Annotated in this window: 30 protein-coding genes; all 30 read left to right on the top strand. The window is 68.1% G+C overall.

Annotated features, from left to right (window positions below):
* Positions 1 to 60 precede the first annotated feature (60 nt).
* Positions 61 to 369, top strand: a complete 309-nt coding sequence (gene rpsJ / locus AC32QD_RS05910) for a 30S ribosomal protein S10 (protein WP_492009557.1) — start codon at positions 61 to 63, stop codon at positions 367 to 369.
* Positions 370 to 376: 7 nt separating this feature from the next.
* Positions 377 to 1246, top strand: a complete 870-nt coding sequence (gene rplC / locus AC32QD_RS05905) for a 50S ribosomal protein L3 (protein ID WP_492009554.1) — start codon at positions 377 to 379, stop codon at positions 1244 to 1246.
* Complete coding sequence (gene rplD, locus AC32QD_RS05900; RefSeq protein ID WP_492009553.1) at positions 1243 to 1863, top strand: 50S ribosomal protein L4; 621 nt, start codon at positions 1243 to 1245, stop codon at positions 1861 to 1863. The genes rplC and rplD overlap by 4 nt, the downstream gene beginning before the upstream one ends.
* On the top strand, positions 1860 to 2156 hold the full coding sequence (locus AC32QD_RS05895; RefSeq protein WP_492009552.1) for a 50S ribosomal protein L23: 297 nt from the start codon (positions 1860 to 1862) through the stop codon (positions 2154 to 2156). The genes rplD and AC32QD_RS05895 overlap by 4 nt, the downstream gene beginning before the upstream one ends.
* 39 nt (positions 2157 to 2195) lie before the next feature.
* Positions 2196 to 3035, top strand: a complete 840-nt coding sequence (rplB, locus tag AC32QD_RS05890; protein ID WP_492009551.1) for a 50S ribosomal protein L2 — start codon at positions 2196 to 2198, stop codon at positions 3033 to 3035.
* Between the two features lie 12 nt (positions 3036 to 3047).
* Positions 3048 to 3326: a 30S ribosomal protein S19 gene (gene rpsS, locus AC32QD_RS05885; protein WP_492009550.1), complete on the top strand. Its 279-nt coding sequence runs from the start codon at positions 3048 to 3050 to the stop codon at positions 3324 to 3326.
* 3 nt (positions 3327 to 3329) lie between these two features.
* Positions 3330 to 3710, top strand: coding sequence for a 50S ribosomal protein L22 (rplV, locus tag AC32QD_RS05880; RefSeq protein ID WP_492009549.1), 381 nt, complete (start codon positions 3330 to 3332; stop codon positions 3708 to 3710).
* Positions 3710 to 4411 (top strand): 30S ribosomal protein S3, encoded by a 702-nt coding sequence (gene rpsC, locus AC32QD_RS05875; RefSeq protein ID WP_492009548.1) that lies wholly within the window; start codon positions 3710 to 3712, stop codon positions 4409 to 4411. The genes rplV and rpsC overlap by 1 nt, the downstream gene beginning before the upstream one ends.
* A gap of 22 nt (positions 4412 to 4433) precedes the next feature.
* Positions 4434 to 4847, top strand: a complete 414-nt coding sequence (rplP, locus tag AC32QD_RS05870) for a 50S ribosomal protein L16 (RefSeq protein ID WP_492009547.1) — start codon at positions 4434 to 4436, stop codon at positions 4845 to 4847.
* A 101-nt stretch (positions 4848 to 4948) separates the two neighbouring features.
* Positions 4949 to 5155: a 50S ribosomal protein L29 gene (gene rpmC / locus AC32QD_RS05865; RefSeq protein ID WP_492009546.1), complete on the top strand. Its 207-nt coding sequence runs from the start codon at positions 4949 to 4951 to the stop codon at positions 5153 to 5155.
* Positions 5156 to 5166: 11 nt separating this feature from the next.
* Positions 5167 to 5403: a 30S ribosomal protein S17 gene (gene rpsQ, locus AC32QD_RS05860; RefSeq protein ID WP_492009545.1), complete on the top strand. Its 237-nt coding sequence runs from the start codon at positions 5167 to 5169 to the stop codon at positions 5401 to 5403.
* 89 nt (positions 5404 to 5492) lie between these two features.
* Positions 5493 to 5861: a 50S ribosomal protein L14 gene (gene rplN, locus AC32QD_RS05855; protein ID WP_492009544.1), complete on the top strand. Its 369-nt coding sequence runs from the start codon at positions 5493 to 5495 to the stop codon at positions 5859 to 5861.
* Positions 5861 to 6178 carry a 50S ribosomal protein L24 gene (rplX, locus tag AC32QD_RS05850; RefSeq protein ID WP_492009543.1) on the top strand — a complete coding sequence of 106 codons (318 nt, stop codon included), beginning with the start codon at positions 5861 to 5863 and terminating at the stop codon, positions 6176 to 6178. Before rplN ends, rplX begins: the two co-directional genes overlap by 1 nt.
* Complete coding sequence (gene rplE, locus AC32QD_RS05845) at positions 6171 to 6731, top strand: 50S ribosomal protein L5 (RefSeq protein WP_492009542.1); 561 nt, start codon at positions 6171 to 6173, stop codon at positions 6729 to 6731. Before rplX ends, rplE begins: the two co-directional genes overlap by 8 nt.
* 17 nt (positions 6732 to 6748) lie before the next feature.
* Positions 6749 to 7054, top strand: a complete 306-nt coding sequence (gene rpsN / locus AC32QD_RS05840; RefSeq protein ID WP_492009541.1) for a 30S ribosomal protein S14 — start codon at positions 6749 to 6751, stop codon at positions 7052 to 7054.
* Between the two features lie 10 nt (positions 7055 to 7064).
* The gene (gene rpsH / locus AC32QD_RS05835; protein ID WP_492009540.1) at positions 7065 to 7463 is read left to right on the top strand and encodes a 30S ribosomal protein S8; all 399 of its coding nucleotides are present in this window, start codon (positions 7065 to 7067) and stop codon (positions 7461 to 7463) included.
* Positions 7464 to 7476: 13 nt separating this feature from the next.
* Positions 7477 to 8010, top strand: coding sequence for a 50S ribosomal protein L6 (gene rplF / locus AC32QD_RS05830; RefSeq protein WP_492009539.1), 534 nt, complete (start codon positions 7477 to 7479; stop codon positions 8008 to 8010).
* An 11-nt stretch (positions 8011 to 8021) separates the two neighbouring features.
* Complete coding sequence (gene rplR / locus AC32QD_RS05825; protein ID WP_492009538.1) at positions 8022 to 8381, top strand: 50S ribosomal protein L18; 360 nt, start codon at positions 8022 to 8024, stop codon at positions 8379 to 8381.
* A gap of 10 nt (positions 8382 to 8391) precedes the next feature.
* The gene (gene rpsE / locus AC32QD_RS05820) at positions 8392 to 8970 is read left to right on the top strand and encodes a 30S ribosomal protein S5 (RefSeq protein WP_492009537.1); all 579 of its coding nucleotides are present in this window, start codon (positions 8392 to 8394) and stop codon (positions 8968 to 8970) included.
* 278 nt (positions 8971 to 9248) lie between these two features.
* Positions 9249 to 9425 (top strand): 50S ribosomal protein L30, encoded by a 177-nt coding sequence (gene rpmD, locus AC32QD_RS05815; RefSeq protein ID WP_492009556.1) that lies wholly within the window; start codon positions 9249 to 9251, stop codon positions 9423 to 9425.
* A gap of 108 nt (positions 9426 to 9533) precedes the next feature.
* Positions 9534 to 10019, top strand: coding sequence for a 50S ribosomal protein L15 (gene rplO / locus AC32QD_RS05810; RefSeq protein WP_492009536.1), 486 nt, complete (start codon positions 9534 to 9536; stop codon positions 10017 to 10019).
* Positions 10020 to 10073: 54 nt separating this feature from the next.
* The gene (gene secY, locus AC32QD_RS05805; protein WP_492009535.1) at positions 10074 to 11399 is read left to right on the top strand and encodes a preprotein translocase subunit SecY; all 1326 of its coding nucleotides are present in this window, start codon (positions 10074 to 10076) and stop codon (positions 11397 to 11399) included.
* A gap of 14 nt (positions 11400 to 11413) precedes the next feature.
* The gene (locus AC32QD_RS05800; RefSeq protein ID WP_492009534.1) at positions 11414 to 12058 is read left to right on the top strand and encodes an adenylate kinase; all 645 of its coding nucleotides are present in this window, start codon (positions 11414 to 11416) and stop codon (positions 12056 to 12058) included.
* A 272-nt stretch (positions 12059 to 12330) separates the two neighbouring features.
* Complete coding sequence (rpsM, locus tag AC32QD_RS05795) at positions 12331 to 12699, top strand: 30S ribosomal protein S13 (protein ID WP_492009533.1); 369 nt, start codon at positions 12331 to 12333, stop codon at positions 12697 to 12699.
* Positions 12700 to 12712: 13 nt separating this feature from the next.
* Positions 12713 to 13105: a 30S ribosomal protein S11 gene (gene rpsK, locus AC32QD_RS05790; protein WP_492009532.1), complete on the top strand. Its 393-nt coding sequence runs from the start codon at positions 12713 to 12715 to the stop codon at positions 13103 to 13105.
* 121 nt (positions 13106 to 13226) lie between these two features.
* A complete protein-coding gene (locus tag AC32QD_RS05785; RefSeq protein ID WP_492009531.1) occupies positions 13227 to 14243 on the top strand; it encodes a DNA-directed RNA polymerase subunit alpha in 1017 nt (338 codons plus the stop codon).
* Between the two features lie 142 nt (positions 14244 to 14385).
* Positions 14386 to 14808, top strand: a complete 423-nt coding sequence (rplQ, locus tag AC32QD_RS05780; protein ID WP_492009530.1) for a 50S ribosomal protein L17 — start codon at positions 14386 to 14388, stop codon at positions 14806 to 14808.
* Between the two features lie 19 nt (positions 14809 to 14827).
* Positions 14828 to 15535: a TSUP family transporter gene (locus AC32QD_RS05775; protein ID WP_492009529.1), complete on the top strand. Its 708-nt coding sequence runs from the start codon at positions 14828 to 14830 to the stop codon at positions 15533 to 15535.
* A gap of 84 nt (positions 15536 to 15619) precedes the next feature.
* Complete coding sequence (locus AC32QD_RS05770) at positions 15620 to 17014, top strand: Do family serine endopeptidase (protein ID WP_492009555.1); 1395 nt, start codon at positions 15620 to 15622, stop codon at positions 17012 to 17014.
* Position 17015: 1 nt separating this feature from the next.
* Positions 17016 to 17503: AAA family ATPase (locus AC32QD_RS05765; protein ID WP_492009528.1), on the top strand; the 488-nt coding region annotated here is incomplete at its 3' end.

The raw sequence follows: 17503 nt of genomic DNA, 5'->3' as shown, positions 1-17503 counted from the left end.
CGGGCGGCGGCCCCGCGCGGGCCGCCGTTCCCCAACCCGCGAGCCCGAGAGGCGAGAGAAATGCAAGGCCAGAACATTCGGATCCGGCTCAAGGCCTTCGATCACCGCGTGCTGGATGCCAGCACGGCGGAGATCGTGAATACGGCCAAGCGGACCGGCGCCCAGGTGCGCGGGCCCATTCCGCTGCCGAACAAGGTGGAGAAATTCACGGTTCTGCGCGGGCCGCACGTGGACAAGAAGAGCCGTGAGCAGTTCGAGATCCGGACCCACAAGCGGCTGCTCGACATCGTCGATCCGACGCCGCAGACGGTCGACGCGCTGATGAAGCTCGACCTCGCCGCCGGCGTGGACGTCGAGATCAAGCTCTGAGGAGGGCGTGATGCGCTCTGGAGTGATCGCCAAGAAACTGGGCATGACCCGCCTCTTCATGGAGGACGGGCGGCAGGTGCCGGTGACCGTCCTGCAGATGGAGAAGGTCCAGGTCGTGGCCCAGAGGCTGCCCGAGAGGGACGGCTACGCCGCCGTGCAGCTGGGCGCCGGCACCGCAAAGCCGAAGAATACCACCAGGCCCGAGCGCGGCCACTTCGCCAAGGCGAATGTCGAGCCGAAGCGCAAGGTGGTGGAGTTCCGAGTCTCGCCCGAGAACATGGTCGATGTGGGCGAGGAGATCACCGCCGACCATTATTTCGAGGGCCAGTACGTGGATGTCGCCGGCGTGAGCATCGGCAAGGGATTCGCCGGCGCCATGAAGCGGCACAATTTCGGCGGCCTGCGCGCCTCGCACGGCGTCTCGATCAGCCACCGCAGCCACGGCTCGACGGGCGGCAACCAGGACCCGGGCAAGGTGTGGAAGGGCAAGAAGATGGCCGGCCACATGGGCGCCGAGCGGGTCACCGTGCAGAACCTGCAGGTGGTCAGGACGGATGCCGAGCGCGGGTTGATCATGGTCAAGGGCGCGGTGCCCGGTGCCAAGGGCGGCTGGGTCACCATCAAGGACGCGGTGAAGAAGCCGGCGCCCGAGGGCGTGATCCTGCCGGCCGCCCTGCGCTCGCACGCCGAGGAAGCCGCGCTGGCCGCGGAGAAGGCGGCCGAGGAGGCCGCCGCCGCCGAGGCCGAGGCCGAGGCTCGCCGCCAGGCCGAGGAGGCCGCGCAGCAGGAGGCCGCCCTCAAGGAAGCCGAGGAAGAGATCAAGGCGGAGAAGGGCGAGGAGTCCGGTGAAGCCCCCGAGGGAGGCGAGGAGAAATGAAATCGGACGTGATAAACCTCGAGTCCGGCAAGGCGGGCTCGATCGATCTGGCCGACGAGATCTTCGGGCTCGAGCCGCGCTCGGACATCCTGCACCGGGTGGTGCGCTGGCAGCTGGCACGGCGTCAGGCAGGCACGCACGCGACGCTGACGCGCAGCGGCGTGTCCTATCCGGCGAAGAAGCTTTTCCGGCAAAAGGGCACCGGGCGGGCGCGGCACGGTGCGGCCGGCGTCAACCTGATGCGCCACGGCGGCACCACCAAGGGGCCGCACCCGCGCGGCCATGCGCACGATCTGCCGAAGAAGGTGCGCCGGCTTGGCCTGAAGATGGCGTTGAGCGCCAAGGCCCAGGCGGGTGAGCTGATCGTGCTGGACGAGGCGAAGCTCGGCGAGCCCAAGACCAAGGTTTTGGCCGAGAAGGTGACCAAGCTCGGCTGGGCGAAGGCGCTGGTCATCGACGGGCCGGCGCTGGACGAGAACTTCGCCCGTGCGGCGCGCAACCTGCGCGGCATCCAGCTGATGCCCAGCCAGGGCGCGAACGTCTACGACATCCTGAAGCGCGACCTCGTGGTCGTGACCAAGGCCGGGGTTGAGGCGCTGGAGGCGCGACTGAAATGACCGCCAAGGCAGAGCTCTACGACGTGATCCGGCGTCCCGTGATCACCGAGAAGTCGACCCGGGCCTCGGAGGCCAACGCGGTGGTGTTCGAGGTGCGCAAGGATGCCAACAAGCCGCTGATCAAGGAGGCGGTGGAGGCGCTTTTCGGCGTCAAGGTGAAGGCAGTGAACACGACGCTGACCAAGGGCAAGGTCAAGCGCTTCCGCGGCCGTCCGGGACGGCAGGCGGACTTCAAGAAGGCGTATGTGACCCTCGAGGAGGGGCACATGATCGACGTGACCACGGGTCTGTGATCCGGGGCCGCTGAACCACGAGAGACGGAAGACAGCAAGATGGCGTTGAAAACCTACAATCCGGTGACGCCGGGCCAGCGCGGGCTGGTTCTGATCGACCGTTCGGATCTGTGGAAGGGTCGTCCCGTCAAGTCCCTCACCGAGGGCCTGACGAAGAAGGGCGGGCGAAACAACTCCGGGCGGATCACGGCGCGCCGGCGCGGCGGCGGGGCCAAGCGGCTTTACCGCATCGTCGACTTCAAGCGGAAGAAGCACGACGTGCAGGCGACGGTGGAGCGCATCGAGTACGACCCGAACCGGACCGCGTTCATCGCGCTGGTCCGCTATGACGACGGCGAGCAGGCCTACATCCTGGCGCCGCAGCGCCTGGCCGTGGGCGACAAGGTCGTTTCGGGCGCCAAGGTCGACATCAAGCCGGGCAATGCGATGCCGTTCACCGGCATGCCAGTCGGCACCATCGTGCACAACATCGAGCTCAAGCCGGGCGCCGGCGGCAAGATGGCGCGCGCCGCGGGGACCTATGCCGCGTTCGTCGGGCGCGACGGCGGTTATGCGCAGCTGCGGCTCAGCTCGGGCGAGATGCGCATCGTGCGCCAGGAGTGCATGGCGACCGTCGGCGCCGTGTCCAATCCGGACAACGCCAACACCAATATCGGCAAGGCGGGCCGCACGCGCTACCGCGGCAAGCGCCCCTCGGTGCGCGGCGTGGCGATGAACCCGATCGACCACCCCCACGGCGGCGGCGAGGGCCGCACCTCGGGCGGCCGGCACCCGGTGACGCCCTGGGGCAAGCCCACCAAGGGCCGCAAGACCCGCCAGAACAAGGCGACCCAGAAATACATCCTGCGCTCGCGCCATGTGCGCCGCAAGGGCGCGTAAGGAGACCGCGACATGCCACGTTCCGTCTGGAAGGGCCCCTTCGTCGACCCGCACGTCCTGAAGAAGGCGCAGAAGTCGCGCGAGTCGGGCCGCAACGAGGTGATCAGGACATGGTCGAGGCGCTCGACCATCCTGCCGCAGTTCGTCGGGCTGACCTTCGGTGTCTACAACGGCAAGAAGCACATTCCTGTCAGCGTCACCGAGGAGATGATCGGCCACAAGTTCGGCGAGTTCGCGCCGACCCGCACCTTCCACGGCCACGCCGCGGACCGGAAAGCGAAGCGGAGGTAAGCCATGGGCAAGCCAAAGAATCCCCCCCGCATCGCGGACAACGAGGCGATGGCGGTCAATCGCATGATGCGGGTGAGCCCGCAGAAGCTGAACCTGGTGGCGCAGCTGATCCGCGGCAAGCCGGTGGATGCGGCGCTGGCGATGCTGACGTTTTCGAAGAAGCGCATCGCGCAGGACGTCAAGAAGACGCTGCAGTCGGCGGTCGCCAATGCCGAGAACAACCATGGGCTCGATGTCGACGAGCTGATCGTCGCCGAGGCGTGGGTCGGCAAGAACCTGGTCATGAAGCGGGGCCGCCCGCGCGCGCGCGGGCGCTATGGCCGCATCGAGAAGCCGTTCAGCCAGCTGACGATCAAGGTCCGGCAGGTAGAGGAGCAGGCCTAATGGGACACAAGGTCAATCCGGTCGGGCTGCGACTCGGAATCAATCGCACCTGGGACAGCCGCTGGTTCGCCGACACCAAGGACTATGGCGACCTGCTGCACGAGGACCTGGCGATTCGCGACTTCATCAAGCGGGAGTGCGCGCAGGCCGGCGTCAGCCGCGTGGTGATCGAGCGCCCGCACAGGAAGTGCCGGGTGACCATCCACACGGCGCGCCCGGGCGTGATCATCGGCAAGAAGGGCGCCGACATCGAGAAGCTGCGGCGCAAGCTGAGCGAAATCACCAAGTCGGAGCTGCATCTCAACATTGTCGAGATCCGCCGGCCGGAGCTGGACGCGCAGCTGGTGGCCGAGAACATCGCCCAGCAGCTCGAGCGCCGCGTCTCGTTCCGCCGCGCCATGAAGCGCGCCATGCAGAACTCCATCCGCATGGGCGCCCAGGGCGTGCGCGTGAACGCCGCAGGCCGGCTGGGCGGCGCCGAGATTGCCCGGACCGAGTGGTATCGCGACGGCCGTGTGCCGCTGCACACGCTGCGCGCCGACATCGACTATGCCATCGCCGAGGCCAAGACCGCCTATGGCGTGATCGGGGTGAAGGTCTGGATCTTCAAGGGTGAGATCATGGAGCATGATCCTCAGGCCCGCGACCGGCGCCAGCAGGAGATCCAGGAGGGCGGCGGCGGCTTCCGCCCGCACCGCTGAGGCCCGCTGAGGAGTATGAGCCATGCTTTCGCCGAAGCGAACGAAATTCCGCAAGCAGCACAAGGGCCGCATCCATGGCGTCGCCAAGGGCGGGTCGGAGCTGAACTTCGGCTCCTACGGCCTCAAGGCGACGGAGCCCGAGCGCGTCACCGCACGCCAGATCGAGGCGGCGCGGCGCGCCATCACGCGCTCGATGAAGCGCCAGGGGCGGGTCTGGATCCGCATCTTCCCCGACGTGCCGGTGACCAAGAAGCCGATCGAGGTGCGCATGGGCAAGGGCAAGGGCGCGCCCGAGTTCTGGGCCTGCCGCGTCCACCCCGGCCGCATCATGTTCGAGGTTGACGGCGTGCCGGAGGCTGTGGCAAAGGAGGCGCTCCGCCTCGCCGCCATGAAGTTGCCGGTGAAGAGCAGGGTCGTCGTCCGCGAGGACTGGTGAGTTTCGGGCCTGCGCCCTATATGGGGCGCGGCCATTGTTTTTGAGGATCGGCGCGCCGAAGGGAGTGCCCCGGGGCGCGACTGTCGAGGAAGGGTGTCGCCATGAAGGCTGAAGAGCTGCGCGACAAGACGCCGGACCAGCTGCGCGAGGAGCTGGAGAAGCTGAAGAAGGAGGGGTTCAACCTTCGCTTCCAGGCCGCGACCGGCCAGCTCGCGAACACGGCGCGCCGGCGCACCGTACGCCGCGACGCCGCCCGGGTGAAGACGATCCTGAACGAGAAGGCCCGCGCGGCCGCCGCGACGGAGTGAGGTGAGAAGAGATGCCGAGGCGAATTCTGCAGGGCACCGTCGTCAGCGACAAGAACGAGAAGACCGTTACGGTCCTCGTCGAGCGCCGCTTTGCCCATCCGGTGATGAAGAAGACCGTGCGCCGCACCAAGAAGTACGCCGCGCATGACGAGACCAACGCGTGCAAGGTGGGCGACATCGTGCGCATCCAGGAATGCCCGCCGAAATCGCGAGCCAAGCGCTGGGAGGTCGTGACCCAGGCCGAGTGACCTGACACGACACCCGGTTCAGTCGAAACCAGGCCCGAGCCCCCGAGACGCGACAGCGGGGTGATGGGCCAAGGTCGGGAGAGACCGCCATGATCCAGATGCAGACCAACCTGGACGTCGCCGACAACTCCGGCGCGCGGCGGGTGCAGTGCATCAAGGTGCTCGGCGGCGCCAAGCGCAAATATGCGGGCGTCGGCGACATCGTCGTCGTCTCGGTCAAGGAGGCGATTCCCCGCGGCCGGGTGAAGAAGGGCGACGTGCGCAAGGCCGTGATCGTGCGCACCGCCAAGGAGGTGCGGCGCGAGGACGGCACCGCGATCCGCTTCGACCGCAACGCCGCGGTGCTGCTGTCGAACAACCTCGAGCCGATCGGCACGCGCATCTTCGGCCCGGTGGTTCGCGAGCTGCGCCAGAAGAACTTCATGAAGATCATCAGCCTGGCGCCGGAGGTCCTGTGATGGCTGCGAAGCTGAAGAAGGGCGACCGCGTGGTCGTGCTCTCGGGCCGCGACCGCGGCAAGGAGGGCGAAATCCTGCGCGTCATGCCGAAGCAGAGCCGCGCCCTGGTTGCCGGCGTCAACATGGTGGTGCGCCACCAGCGCCAGTCCGCGCAGGCCCAGGGCGGACGCATCACCAAGGAGGCGTCGATCCACCTGTCGAACCTGGCACTGGTCGACCCCCAGGGCGGGGGCGCCACACGGGTCGGGTTCCAGTTCCTCGAGGACGGCACCAAGGTGCGCTTTGCCAAGAAGTCCGGGGAGGTCATCGATGGCTGACGGCTCCAAATACGTCCCGCGCCTGCGCGCGCACTACGACAGCCAGGTCCGCACCGCGATGAAAGAGGAGTTCGGCTACAAGAACGAGCTGGAGATCCCGCGGCTCGACAAGATCGTGCTGAACATGGGCGTGGGCAAGGCGGTGCAGGACCAGAAGAAGGTCAAGGCCGCGCATGACGACATGGCGCTGATCGCCGGCCAAAAGCCGGTGATCGTCAAGGCGCGCAAGTCGATCTCGAACTTCAAGCTGCGCGAGGGCATGCCGATCGGCGTCAAGGTCACGCTGAGGCGCGAGCGCATGTACGACTTCCTCGATCGCCTCGTGACCATCGCGATGCCGCGGATCCGCGACTTCCGCGGCCTGCGCGGCAGGCATTTCGACGGGCGCGGCAACTTCTCGATGGGAATCCGCGAGCACATCGTCTTTCCCGAGATCGATTACGACAAGGTCGACGAGATCCGCGGCATGGACATCATCATCTGTACGACGGCGAAGACCGACGCCGAGGCGAAGGCATTGTTGAAGCACTTCAACATGCCCTTCCCGAACTGACCGGAGGGACCCGGAACATGGCCAAAGTTTCCATGGTCGAGCGCGACAAGAAGCGGGCACGCATGGCGGCGCAGTTTGCCGAGAAGCGCGCCAAGCTCAAGGCGATCGCCAACGACGACAGCCTGCCGATGGAGGAGCGCTTCAAGGCGCGCCTGAAGCTAGCGAAGCTGCCGCGCAACTCGTCGCCGACGCGCGTGCGCAACCGCTGCCAGGTCACCGGGCGCCCGCGCTCGTACTACCGCAAGCTCAAGATGAGCCGTATCGCGCTCAGGGATCTGGCCTCGCAGGGCGAGATCCCCGGCATGGTCAAGTCGAGCTGGTGAGGAGGCACGTATGTCAGTGAACGATCCTCTCGGCGACATGCTGACCCGCATTCGCAATGCGCAGTTGCGGAACAAGTCGAAGGTGCGCACGCCCGCCTCGAAGCTCAGGGGCTGGGTGCTCGACGTGCTGCAGAGCGAGGGCTACATCCGCGGCTATGCCAGGCTCGGCGACGACCCGGCGAAGCCGGAGTTCGAAATCGAGCTCAAGTACTTCGACGGCGAGCCGGTGATCCGCGAACTCGCGCGCGTCTCGACGCCGGGCCGCCGGGTCTACATGGCGGCCAAAGACCTGCCGCAGGTGCGCAACGGCCTGGGCGTGTCGATCGTCTCGACCTCGCGCGGCGTGATGTCCGACGCCAGGGCGCGCACCGAGAACGTCGGCGGCGAAGTGCTCTGCACGGTATTCTGAGGAGGGCGCGGAGATGTCACGCATCGGAAAGCGGCCGGTTGCGCTGCCCAGTGGGGTGACGGCGAACGTCTCGGGCCAGACCGTCGCGGTCAAGGGCCCCAAGGGCGAGCGCCGGTTCACGGCGACGGACGAGGTGGAGGTCCGGCTCGAGGACGGCGAAATCTCGGTCAAGCCGCGCAGCGGCTCCAAGCGCGCGCGCCAGCAGTGGGGCATGACCCGCACGCAGGTGCAGAACCTGGTGACCGGTGTGAGCCAGGGCTTCAAGACCGAGCTGGAGATCAACGGCGTCGGCTATCGCGCGCAGGTCCAGGGCAAGACGCTGAAGCTCGCGCTGGGCTACAGCCACGATGTCGAGTATCCGATCCCGGAGGGAATCCAGGTGGTGTGCCCGAAGCCGACCGAAATCGAGATCAGCGGCATCGACCAGCAGCGGGTTGGCCAGGTCGCGGCCGAGATCCGCGGCTGGCGGCCGCCCGAGCCCTACAAGGGCAAGGGCGTGAAGTACAAGGGCGAGTACATCTTCCGCAAGGAAGGCAAGAAGAAGTAAGGAGCGGACAGATGGCGAGATCGAAGCACGAGCTCATGCTGCGGCGCCGCCTGCGCGTCCGCAACAAGCTGCGGAAGGTGGCCGAGGGACGGCTGCGCCTGAGCGTCTACCGCTCGAACAAGAACATCTCGGTGCAGATCATCGACGACACGGCGGGGCGGACGCTGGCTGCGGCCTCGACGCTGGAGCCGAAGCTGGGGCTCAAGGGCAAGTGCAATCTCGAGGCGGCGTCCAAGGTCGGAGCCGAGATCGCCGCCCGCGCCAAGGCGGCCGGCATCGAGGAGGTCTATTTCGATCGCGGCGGCTATCTCTACCACGGCAAGGTCAAGGCTCTGGCGGATGCGGCCCGCGAAGCCGGCCTGAAGCTCTGAGGAGGCGAGAATGGCAGAACGTGACGACCGCCGGCACCGGGGCGGCGAGCGGCGGGACCGCCGCGACGACGACCGCGACGGCGAGTTCTCGGATCGCCTGGTCTCGATCAACCGCGTCTCGAAGACGGTGAAGGGCGGCAAGCGCTTCGGCTTCGCGGCGCTGGTCGTGGTCGGCGACCAGAAGGGGCGGGTCGGCTTCGGCTCCGGCAAGGCGCGCGAGGTGCCCGAGGCGATCCGCAAGGCCACCGAGCAGGCCAAGCGCAACGTGATCCGCGTGCCGCTGCGCGAGGGCCGCACGCTGCACCACGACATCCAGGGCCACTGGGGGGCGGGGCGTGTGGTGATGCGCTCAGCGCCGGCTGGCACCGGCATCATCGCCGGCGGCCCGTGCCGTGCGGTCTTCGAGATGCTGGGCGTGCAAGACGTTGTGGCCAAGTCGGTGGGCAGCCAGAACCCCTACAACATGGTGCGCGCAACCATGGACGGGCTGCAGCAGGAGCTGTCGCCGCGCCAGGTGGCGCAGCGCCGCGGCAAGAAGGTTTCCGACGTCCTGCCGGCCCGGGCGGGCCAGCCGGCGGCGACAGAGTAAGGAAGAGGCGCGACATGGCCGAGAACAAGGACAGCGAAGCCGGGGCGGCCGAGAAGGGCGCCGCGCCCGAGGCAGCGTCGCCGGAGGCGGCGGAGGCCAAGGTCGTCAAGCCGAAAGCGGCCGAGCCCGAGGCATCGGCCGGCGTGGCGGCGCCGACCGGGCGCGCCGCGCCCGAGGCAGCCAAGCCCAAGGCAGCCAAGCCCAAGGCCGCCAAGGCCAAGGCCGCGAAGCCCAAGGCAGCGAAGGCCAAACCGGGCAAGCCCAAGGCGGGCAAGACCATCGTGGTCAGGCAGGTTCGCAGCCCGAACCGTCGACCCGAGGAGCAGCGCGCGACGCTGATCGGGCTGGGGCTCAACCGGATGCACAGGACCCGCGAGCTCGAGGACACGCCCTCGGTCCGCGGCATGATCAACAAGATCCCGCATCTGGTGGAGATCGTCGAGGAGCGCGGCTAGGCCGCGCTGCGCGACTCCGGGGGTGCGCTCCGGGGTCACATCGCAACAGGCCGTGGCGGCGGGCATGGGACGCATCGGCCCGTCGGTCCGGCGACAGGAGAATGCGTCATGCGGATTCACGAACTGAGAGACAATCCCGGCGCCGCCAGGAAGACCAAGCGCGTCGGCCGCGGGCCGGGCTCGGGCAAGGGCAAGACCGCCGGCCGCGGCATCAAGGGCCAGAAGTCGCGCTCGGGCGTCGCCGTCAAGGGGTTCGAGGGCGGCCAGATGCCGATCCACCGCCGCTTGCCCAAGCGCGGCTTCAACAATATCTTCGCGAAGAGCTTCGCCGTGGTGAACCTGGGCAGCATCCAGAAGTTCATCGATGCCGGAAAGCTCGATGCCAAGGCGCCGATCGACGAGGCGGCCCTAGCGGCCGCCGGTCTGGTGCGGCGCAAGCGCGATGGCGTGCGCGTGCTGGCCAAGGGCGAGCTGACGACCAAGGGCGTGAGAATCGAGGCCACCGGGGCCAGCAAGGCGGCTGTCGCCGCGGTCGAGGCGGCGGGCGGCACCCTGACCGTCAAGGCACCCGCCGCCGGCGCAGCCGAAGGCTGAGCCGGCGCGCGCCGGCCGCGCAGGGACCGCTGGGGCAGGAGAGGGCGAGACGAGATGGCATCAGCCGCCGAACAGATGGCCGCCAACCTGAGCTGGAGCACGCTCGGACGGGCCAAGGATCTGCAGAAGCGCATCCTGTTCACGCTCGGGCTGCTTGTGGTCTATCGGCTGGGCACCTACATCCCGATGCCCGGGATCGACCCGGTCCAGCTTGCCCGCTTCATCCAGCAGACCCAGGGCGGCATTCTCGGCGTCTTCAATATGTTCGCGGGTGGCGCGGTCGGCCGCATGGCGATCTTCGCGCTGGGCATCATGCCCTATATCTCGGCCTCGATCATCATGCAGCTGGCGGCCTCGATGATGCCCTCGCTCGAGCAGCTCAAGAAGGAGGGCGAGTCGGGCCGGCGCAAGATGAACCAGTACACGCGCTACGGCACGGTGCTGCTTTCCATGGTACAGGCTTACGGTATCGCCGTCGGGCTTGAGGGTCAGGGCCTCGCGCTCGAGCCCGGCGCCTTCTTCCGCGCCTCCACGGTGATCACGCTGGTCGGCGGCACCATGTTCCTGATGTGGCTCGGCGAGCAGATCACGGCGCGGGGCATCGGCAACGGCATCTCGCTGATCATCTTCTCCGGCATCATCGCCGGGATGCCCTCGCACATGGCGCAGTTCTTCGAGCTCGGGCGCACCGGCCAGCTCAGCACCTTCGTCATCGTCGGCGTGCTCGTGCTCGCGGGGGCGGTGATCTACGGCGTCGTCTATGTCGAGAGCGCCCAGCGGCGGATCCTGATTCAGTATCCGAAGCGCCAGGTCGGGCAGAAGATGTATGGCGGCGAGAGCTCGCACCTGCCGCTCAAGATCAACTCATCGGGCGTCATCCCGCCGATCTTCGCCTCTTCGCTGCTGCTGCTGCCGACCACGGTCGCCAGCTTCTCGGCAGGGGGCGGGCACCTCGGCGTCATGGGCGTGGTGGCCGCCTATCTGGGACGCGGACAGCCGCTCTTCATGCTGCTCTATGCCGGGTTGATCGTTTTCTTCACCTTCTTCTACACGGCGGTCGTGTTCAACCCGACCGAGGTGGCCGACAACCTGAAGAAGCATGGGGGGTTCGTGCCCGGAATCCGGCCCGGTGCGCGCACCGCGGACTACCTCGACTACGTGCTGACGCGGCTCTCGGTCGTGGGCGCAATCTATCTGGTGCTGGTCTGTCTGCTGCCGGAGATCCTGATTTCCAAGGTCGGTGTGCCCTTCTACTTCGGCGGCACGTCGCTTCTGATCGTCGTCTCCGTCACCATGGACACGATCACGCAGATCCAGAGCCACCTGCTGGCGCACCAGTACCAGAGCCTGATCAAGAAGGCCCGGATTCGCGGCCGCTGAGAGGGGAGGTCCCGATGAACGTCATTCTTCTCGGGCCGCCGGGCGCCGGCAAGGGCACGCAGGCGCGCATCCTCATGGACGAGCGCGGGCTGATCCAGCTCTCGACCGGCGACATGCTGAGGGCGGCCGTCAAGGCGGGCACCGATGTCGGCCGCAAAGCCAAGGCGATCATGGAGGCAGGCGAGCTCGTGCCCGACGAGGTGGTCATCGGCGTCGTCTCCGAGCGGCTCGACCGGCCCGACGTGGGTCGGGGAGTGATCTTCGACGGCTTCCCGCGCACGGTTGCACAGGCCGAGGCACTGGACCGGCTGCTCGGCGAGAAAGCGATGCGGCTCGATGTCGTCGTGCTGATGAAGGTGGACGACGAGGAGCTGGTGAAGCGCATCTCCGGACGCTTCACCTGCGCACGGTGCGGCGAGGGGTATCACGACGACTACAAGCGTCCCGCGCAGGAGGGCGTGTGCGACAAGTGCGGCTCGACCGAGTTCACCCGCCGCCCCGACGACAATGCCGAGACGGTGCGCGCGCGGCTGGCCGCCTACAACGCCGAGACCGCGCCCCTGATCGACTATTACCGGCGCACGGAAAAGCTCGCGACGGTGAACGGCATGGCCGGCATCGACGAGGTCGCCGCGGAGATCGGCGAGGCGCTTGGATGAAGCCTTCCGACTCGCTCGGCATCGGCGGCCGGATCCCCGGTGCGGCGGAGATCCGCCGCGCGCCGGCGGGGCTTGACGGCGGGGAGCGCCCGACTATAGTGCGCGCTTCCCGGCGACAGAGAGTCGCCTCCGCCGTGTTGGCTGCCAGCGCAGCCTCCTTGCGGGGGCGGCGTTTTGGTCTGGACTATCGAGAGGGCGAGCACGACCGGCGCCTGCCGGTCTTACCGGATTTCGGCCCGCTGCGGCGGGCATGACAGGATGGAGCTGGAGCAGTGGCGCGCATAGCTGGCGTTAACATTCCGACCAACAAGCGCGTGCCGATCGCGCTGACCTACATCTACGGTATTGGTCACAGCACCGCCCGCAATGTCTGCGAGGCCGCGGGCGTGGACGTGAGCCGCCGGGTCAACGAGCTGTCGGACGCAGAGCTGGTGGCGATCCGCGAGCACATCGACCAGAACCTGCAGGTCGAGGGCGACCTGCGTCGCGAGGTCGCGGTCAACATCAAGCGCCTGATGGACCTCGGCTGCTACCGCGGGCTGCGGCATCGGCGCGGGCTGCCGGTGCGCGGCCAGCGCACGCACACCAACGCCAGGACGCGCAAGGGCAAGGCGCGCCCGATCGCCGGCAAGAAGAAGTAAGGAGTCGCCAAGCATGGCTCGCGAGAAGCGCGTCACCGTCAAGCGCAAGGAGCGCAAGAACATCACGGCGGGCGTGGCCCACGTGAATGCGTCGTTCAATAACACGATCATCAACATCACCGACGCGCAGGGCAACTCGATCGCCTGGTCGTCGGCGGGCCACATGGGCTTCAAGGGCTCGCGCAAGTCGACGCCCTATGCCGCGCAGATGGCCGCGGAGGACGCGGGGCGAAAGGCGCAGGATCACGGTGTGCGCACGCTTGAGGTGTTGGTCCAGGGCCCGGGCAGCGGCCGTGAATCGGCCTTGCGCGCGCTCCAGGCGGTGGGCTTCTCAATCAGTGCGATCAAGGACGTGACGCCGATCCCGCACAACGGCTGCCGTCCGCCGAAGCGCCGGCGCGTCTGACGCGAAAGAATCAGCGGCAAGCGGTCCGGCGCCGGGCAGACCGGCGGGCGGGCCGCCTCCGCATCCTCGGGGTGCGCCCGGCTGCCGGATCCGGCCAGGCGCTGGCATGGAGGACTGAAGAGTGATCCACAAGAACTGGCTGGAACTGATCAAGCCGCAGGGCCTCGTGACCGAACCGGGTGCCGACCCGGCGCGGGTGGCCACCGCGGTCGCCGAGCCGCTCGAGCGCGGCTTCGGGCTCACCATGGGCAACGCGCTGCGCCGCGTGCTTCTGTCCTCGCTGCAGGGCGCGGCGGTGACCGCCGTGCAGATCGACGGGGTGCTGCACGAGTTTTCCTCGATCCCCGGCGTGCGCGAGGATGTCACCGACATCGTGCTCAACCTCAAGGGTCTGGCCGTGCGCATGGACGGCGAGGGGCCGAAGCGGCTCCAGCTCAACGCCACCGGGCCGGGCGTCGTGACCGGCGCCGACATCACCGAGGTCATGGGCATCGAGATCATCAACAAGGACCACGTGATCTGCCACCTCGACTCGGGCGGGCGGCTGCACATGGAGCTCACGATCGGCACCGGCAAGGGCTACGTCCCCGCCGACAAGAACCGGCCCGAGGACGCGCCGATCGGCTTCATCCCGGTCGATGCGCTGTACTCGCCGGTCAAGCGCGTCTCCTACAAGGTCACGCCGACGCGCGAAGGCCAGGTGCTCGACTACGACAAGCTGGCCATCACGGTGGAGACCGACGGCACGCTCAGCCCGGACGACGCGCTCGCCTATGCCGCGCGTATCCTGCAGGACCAGTTGCAGATCTTCATCAACTTCGAGGAACCGCGCGAGGCCGCGGGCGCCGGCGAGGAGGAGGAACTCGAGTTCAACCCGCTGCTTCTCAAGAAGGTCGACGAGCTGGAGCTCTCGGTGCGCTCGGCCAACTGCCTCAAGAACGACAACATCGTCTATATCGGCGATCTGATCCAGAAGACCGAGGCCGAGATGCTTCGCACGCCGAACTTCGGCCGCAAGTCGCTGAACGAGATCAAGGAGGTTCTGGCCGGCATGGGGCTGCATCTGGGCATGGACGTGCAGAACTGGCCGCCGGAGAACATCGAGGACCTGGCCAAGAAGTTCGAGGACCAGTTCTGACGCCCGCGGGTCGGGGGCCCGGCCTGCGAAAGCAGGCAGGATGGGCCGCGCCGACCCGGCGAGCGAACGGGCATTCCGCCCCAAGGAGGCCGCCGAACGAGCAAGGCGGCCGGACAAAGCATAAAGCCAAGGAGACGACGACATGCGCCACGGACACGGACATCGCAAGCTCAACCGCACCGCCGAGCACCGCCAGGCGATGCTGGCCAACATGGCCTGCTCGCTGATCGAGCACGAGCAGATCAAGACCACGCTGCCGAAGGCCAAGGAGCTCAAGCCCTATGTCGAGAAGCTGATCACGCTGGCCAAGCGCGGCGACCTGCATGCCCGGCGCCTTGCTGCGGCGCAGATCCGGCAGGACGGTGCCGTGACCAAGCTCTTCGACACGCTCGGCGCCCGCTACAAGGAGCGCCAGGGCGGATATTCCCGGGTGCTTCGCGCCGGCTTCCGCTATGGCGACATGGCGCCGATGGCCATCGTCGAGCTGGTCGACCGCGACCCGGAGGCCAAGGGCGCCGGCGACCGCGCCCGAGTCGCGGCCGAAGAGGCCGCCGCGGACGAGTAAGGGCCGGCCGGCGGCGACGATGCTCGAGCTCCTCGCCGCGAACCTCGTGACCTGCCTCGCTGCGCTGCTGCAGGCCTCCACCGGGGCCGGCTACGCCATGGTGGCGGTGCCCGTCCTGGCGCTCATCGACCTGGCTTGGGTGCCCGCGCCGATGCTGATCTCCAATATCGCGCTCTCGGCGCTGGTGATGGGCCGCAGCCGCGATTCTCTGAACCGCGCCGAAATGCCGCCCTTGGCGCTCGGCCTTGCCCTGGGGACGGCGGTGGGCACCGTCCTCTTGGCCGCGCTGGCCGCGCGCTGGCTCGGGGTCCTTATCGGCGGCACGATCATGGCGGCGGTCGCTGCGAGCCTTTTCGTTCCGCCCTTCGGGATCACGCCTGCGCGGCTGTTCTCGGGCGCTGCGATCGGCGGTGCCACCGGCGTGATCGCCGCCATGCACGGGCCGCCGCTGATCCTGCTCTACCAGCGCGAGCCTCCCGAGAAGGCACGGGCGACGCTGGCCGGCGTGTTCCTGTTCGGCTGCTGCCTGGCACTTGTCTCGCTGTGGTCGGCGGGTCTTCTCGGGGCGCAGGATGTGTGGCGCGGTGTGGCACTGCTGCCCGGAGTCGGGACCGGCTTCGCTCTCGGCCGGGTGCTCGCGGCGCGGCTGTCGCGCGGCGCGGTGCGTGGCGCAATGCTGGCCGTCGCGGGCAGCGCCGGTCTGGTCCTGCTGCTGCAGGGGGTCTGAACGGCGGGCGGTGGCGCGCTTGGCGCGGCCGGGCCGATCGCCTAACTATGCCGCAGGCGCGGACACCGACAGGAGACGAAGATGATGTTCACCAGAGCGCTCGCGGGGCTGGCCCTGGCCGTCATCCTCGTGGTACCGGCCGGGGTCGAGGCGCAGCGGGTTCCGACGAGCCCGGCCGAGATCCAGCTCAGCTTTGTGCCGGTCGTGAAGAAGGTCGAACCCGCTGTCGTCAACATCTACACGCGCAAGGTCGTGGAGCACAAATTCAGCCCGTTCGCCAACGATCCGGTCTTCCGGCAGATGTTCGGCAACATCTTTCCCAATCTGACGCAGCGGCGGATCGAGCATTCGCTCGGCTCGGGCGTGATCGTCGATCCCTCGGGGATCGTGGTTTCGAACTACCACGTGGTGGGCGAGGCGGACGCGATCACGGTCGTCCTGCACGACAAGCGCGAGTTCAAGGGCCGCGTGATCCTCGCCGACAAGAAGACCGATCTGGCCGTCGTCAAGCTCGAGGGCGCGCATGATCTGCCCACTCTCGAGCTGCGCAACTCGGACACGCTCCAGGTCGGCGAACTGGTGCTGGCGGTCGGCAACCCGTTTGGCATCGGCCAGACGGTCACCAGCGGCATCATTTCCGGCCTTGGCCGCTCCACCAGTCCGGGCCAGGGCGGCGGCGGCTACATGATCCAGACCGACGCGGCGATCAATCCGGGCAACTCGGGCGGGGCGCTGGTCGACATCAAAGGGCGCCTGATCGGGATCAATTCGGCGATCCTCAGCCGCTCTGGCGGCTCGAACGGCATCGGCTTCGCGATTCCAGCGAACCTGGTCAAGCGCGTCGTCGCCGCGGCGCGCCACGGCGCCAAGGCGTTCGATCGTCCCTGGCTCGGCCTCGCCGGCCAGCCGGTCACCGCCCCTATCGCTCAGGCGATGCGGCTCGACCGGTCGGGCGGGGTGCTGATCAATGGCGAGCATCCGGAGAGCCCATTCGCCCAGGCGGGAATCCATGTCGGCGATGTCGTGCTCTCGATCGACGGAGATCAGGTCGACAGCCTGTCCGGGCTGTCCTTCCGCGCCACGACCCTCGGAACGGGGCACAGTGCGACGGTGCGCTATGTGCACGACGGACAGGTGCGCGAGGCGAAAGTCGCGCTGCGCCAGGCGCCGGAGCGTCCGCCGCGGGACAAGACTGTCCTGCGCGCGCCCACGATCTTGCGCGGCGTGAAAGTGATCAACGTTAACCCGGCGGTGATCGAGGAAGACGGCCTGCCGGTCTCGGCGACCGGGGTGCTCGTCACCGCGGTCGATGGGCCTGCGACCCAGTCGGGCCTGATGCCCGGCGACCTGATCCTCGGCGTCAACGGGCGCGAGGTGTCGACGGTGCACGAGCTGACCGGCGCCGTGCGCCGCGCCGGCCGCCTCGTGCTGCATGTCGACCGTGGTGGCGAGCGCGGCGACATCACGCTCCGGGGCTGAGATGCCGGACCTGTTCGACCGCGGCGATGCCCCGCCGCCCGGCTTGGCCGAGGGCAAGGGACGGGCGCCGCATCCGCTGGCCGACCGTCTGCGCCCCGCGCGGCTGGCCGACGTGGTCGGGCAGGGCCATATCCTCGGACCGGGTGCGCCGCTCGGCGACATGCTGGCGGGCGGGCAGCTCTCCTCCCTCATCCTGTGGGGCCCGCCGGGGTCGGGCAAGACCACGATCGCGCGCCTGCTCGCCGCCGAGACCGATCTGAGTTTCGTGCAGATCAGCGCCATCTTCACTGGCGTCGCCGATCTCAAGAAGGTGTTCGAGGCGGCGAAGCTGCGCCACGGACAAGGCCGCGGCACGCTGCTCTTCGTCGACGAGATCCACCGCTTCAACAAGGCGCAGCAGGACGGCTTCCTGCCGCACATGGAGTCGGGGGTGATCGTGCTGGTGGGGGCGACCACCGAGAACCCGTCGTTCGAGCTGAACGCGGCGCT

This window comes from Thermohalobaculum sp. (assembly GCF_058622915.1).
The sequence above is the reverse complement of the archived record's forward strand: the minus strand, read 5'-3'. Positions and strand labels throughout refer to the sequence as shown.

What these genes read in the sequence shown, in the direction of transcription:
- rpsS (WP_492009550.1), top strand. Translation starts at nt 3,048, where the DNA reads ATGCCACGTTCCGTCTGGAAGGGCCCCTTCGTCGACCCGCACGTCCTG.
- rplO (WP_492009536.1), top strand. Translation starts at nt 9,534, where the DNA reads ATGCGGATTCACGAACTGAGAGACAATCCCGGCGCCGCCAGGAAGACC.
- rplD (WP_492009553.1), top strand. Translation starts at nt 1,243, where the DNA reads ATGAAATCGGACGTGATAAACCTCGAGTCCGGCAAGGCGGGCTCGATC.
- AC32QD_RS05895 (WP_492009552.1), top strand. Translation starts at nt 1,860, where the DNA reads ATGACCGCCAAGGCAGAGCTCTACGACGTGATCCGGCGTCCCGTGATC.
- rplX (WP_492009543.1), top strand. Translation starts at nt 5,861, where the DNA reads ATGGCTGCGAAGCTGAAGAAGGGCGACCGCGTGGTCGTGCTCTCGGGC.
- AC32QD_RS05770 (WP_492009555.1), top strand. Translation starts at nt 15,620, where the DNA reads ATGTTCACCAGAGCGCTCGCGGGGCTGGCCCTGGCCGTCATCCTCGTG.
- rplV (WP_492009549.1), top strand. Translation starts at nt 3,330, where the DNA reads ATGGGCAAGCCAAAGAATCCCCCCCGCATCGCGGACAACGAGGCGATG.
- rplB (WP_492009551.1), top strand. Translation starts at nt 2,196, where the DNA reads ATGGCGTTGAAAACCTACAATCCGGTGACGCCGGGCCAGCGCGGGCTG.
- rpmC (WP_492009546.1), top strand. Translation starts at nt 4,949, where the DNA reads ATGAAGGCTGAAGAGCTGCGCGACAAGACGCCGGACCAGCTGCGCGAG.
- rpsN (WP_492009541.1), top strand. Translation starts at nt 6,749, where the DNA reads ATGGCCAAAGTTTCCATGGTCGAGCGCGACAAGAAGCGGGCACGCATG.
- rpsC (WP_492009548.1), top strand. Translation starts at nt 3,710, where the DNA reads ATGGGACACAAGGTCAATCCGGTCGGGCTGCGACTCGGAATCAATCGC.
- AC32QD_RS05800 (WP_492009534.1), top strand. Translation starts at nt 11,414, where the DNA reads ATGAACGTCATTCTTCTCGGGCCGCCGGGCGCCGGCAAGGGCACGCAG.
- secY (WP_492009535.1), top strand. Translation starts at nt 10,074, where the DNA reads ATGGCATCAGCCGCCGAACAGATGGCCGCCAACCTGAGCTGGAGCACG.
- rpsH (WP_492009540.1), top strand. Translation starts at nt 7,065, where the DNA reads ATGTCAGTGAACGATCCTCTCGGCGACATGCTGACCCGCATTCGCAAT.
- rpsK (WP_492009532.1), top strand. Translation starts at nt 12,713, where the DNA reads ATGGCTCGCGAGAAGCGCGTCACCGTCAAGCGCAAGGAGCGCAAGAAC.
- rplE (WP_492009542.1), top strand. Translation starts at nt 6,171, where the DNA reads ATGGCTGACGGCTCCAAATACGTCCCGCGCCTGCGCGCGCACTACGAC.
- rpsJ (WP_492009557.1), top strand. Translation starts at nt 61, where the DNA reads ATGCAAGGCCAGAACATTCGGATCCGGCTCAAGGCCTTCGATCACCGC.
- AC32QD_RS05775 (WP_492009529.1), top strand. Translation starts at nt 14,828, where the DNA reads ATGCTCGAGCTCCTCGCCGCGAACCTCGTGACCTGCCTCGCTGCGCTG.
- rplN (WP_492009544.1), top strand. Translation starts at nt 5,493, where the DNA reads ATGATCCAGATGCAGACCAACCTGGACGTCGCCGACAACTCCGGCGCG.
- rplQ (WP_492009530.1), top strand. Translation starts at nt 14,386, where the DNA reads ATGCGCCACGGACACGGACATCGCAAGCTCAACCGCACCGCCGAGCAC.
- rpsE (WP_492009537.1), top strand. Translation starts at nt 8,392, where the DNA reads ATGGCAGAACGTGACGACCGCCGGCACCGGGGCGGCGAGCGGCGGGAC.
- rpsQ (WP_492009545.1), top strand. Translation starts at nt 5,167, where the DNA reads ATGCCGAGGCGAATTCTGCAGGGCACCGTCGTCAGCGACAAGAACGAG.
- rplR (WP_492009538.1), top strand. Translation starts at nt 8,022, where the DNA reads ATGGCGAGATCGAAGCACGAGCTCATGCTGCGGCGCCGCCTGCGCGTC.
- rplP (WP_492009547.1), top strand. Translation starts at nt 4,434, where the DNA reads ATGCTTTCGCCGAAGCGAACGAAATTCCGCAAGCAGCACAAGGGCCGC.
- rplF (WP_492009539.1), top strand. Translation starts at nt 7,477, where the DNA reads ATGTCACGCATCGGAAAGCGGCCGGTTGCGCTGCCCAGTGGGGTGACG.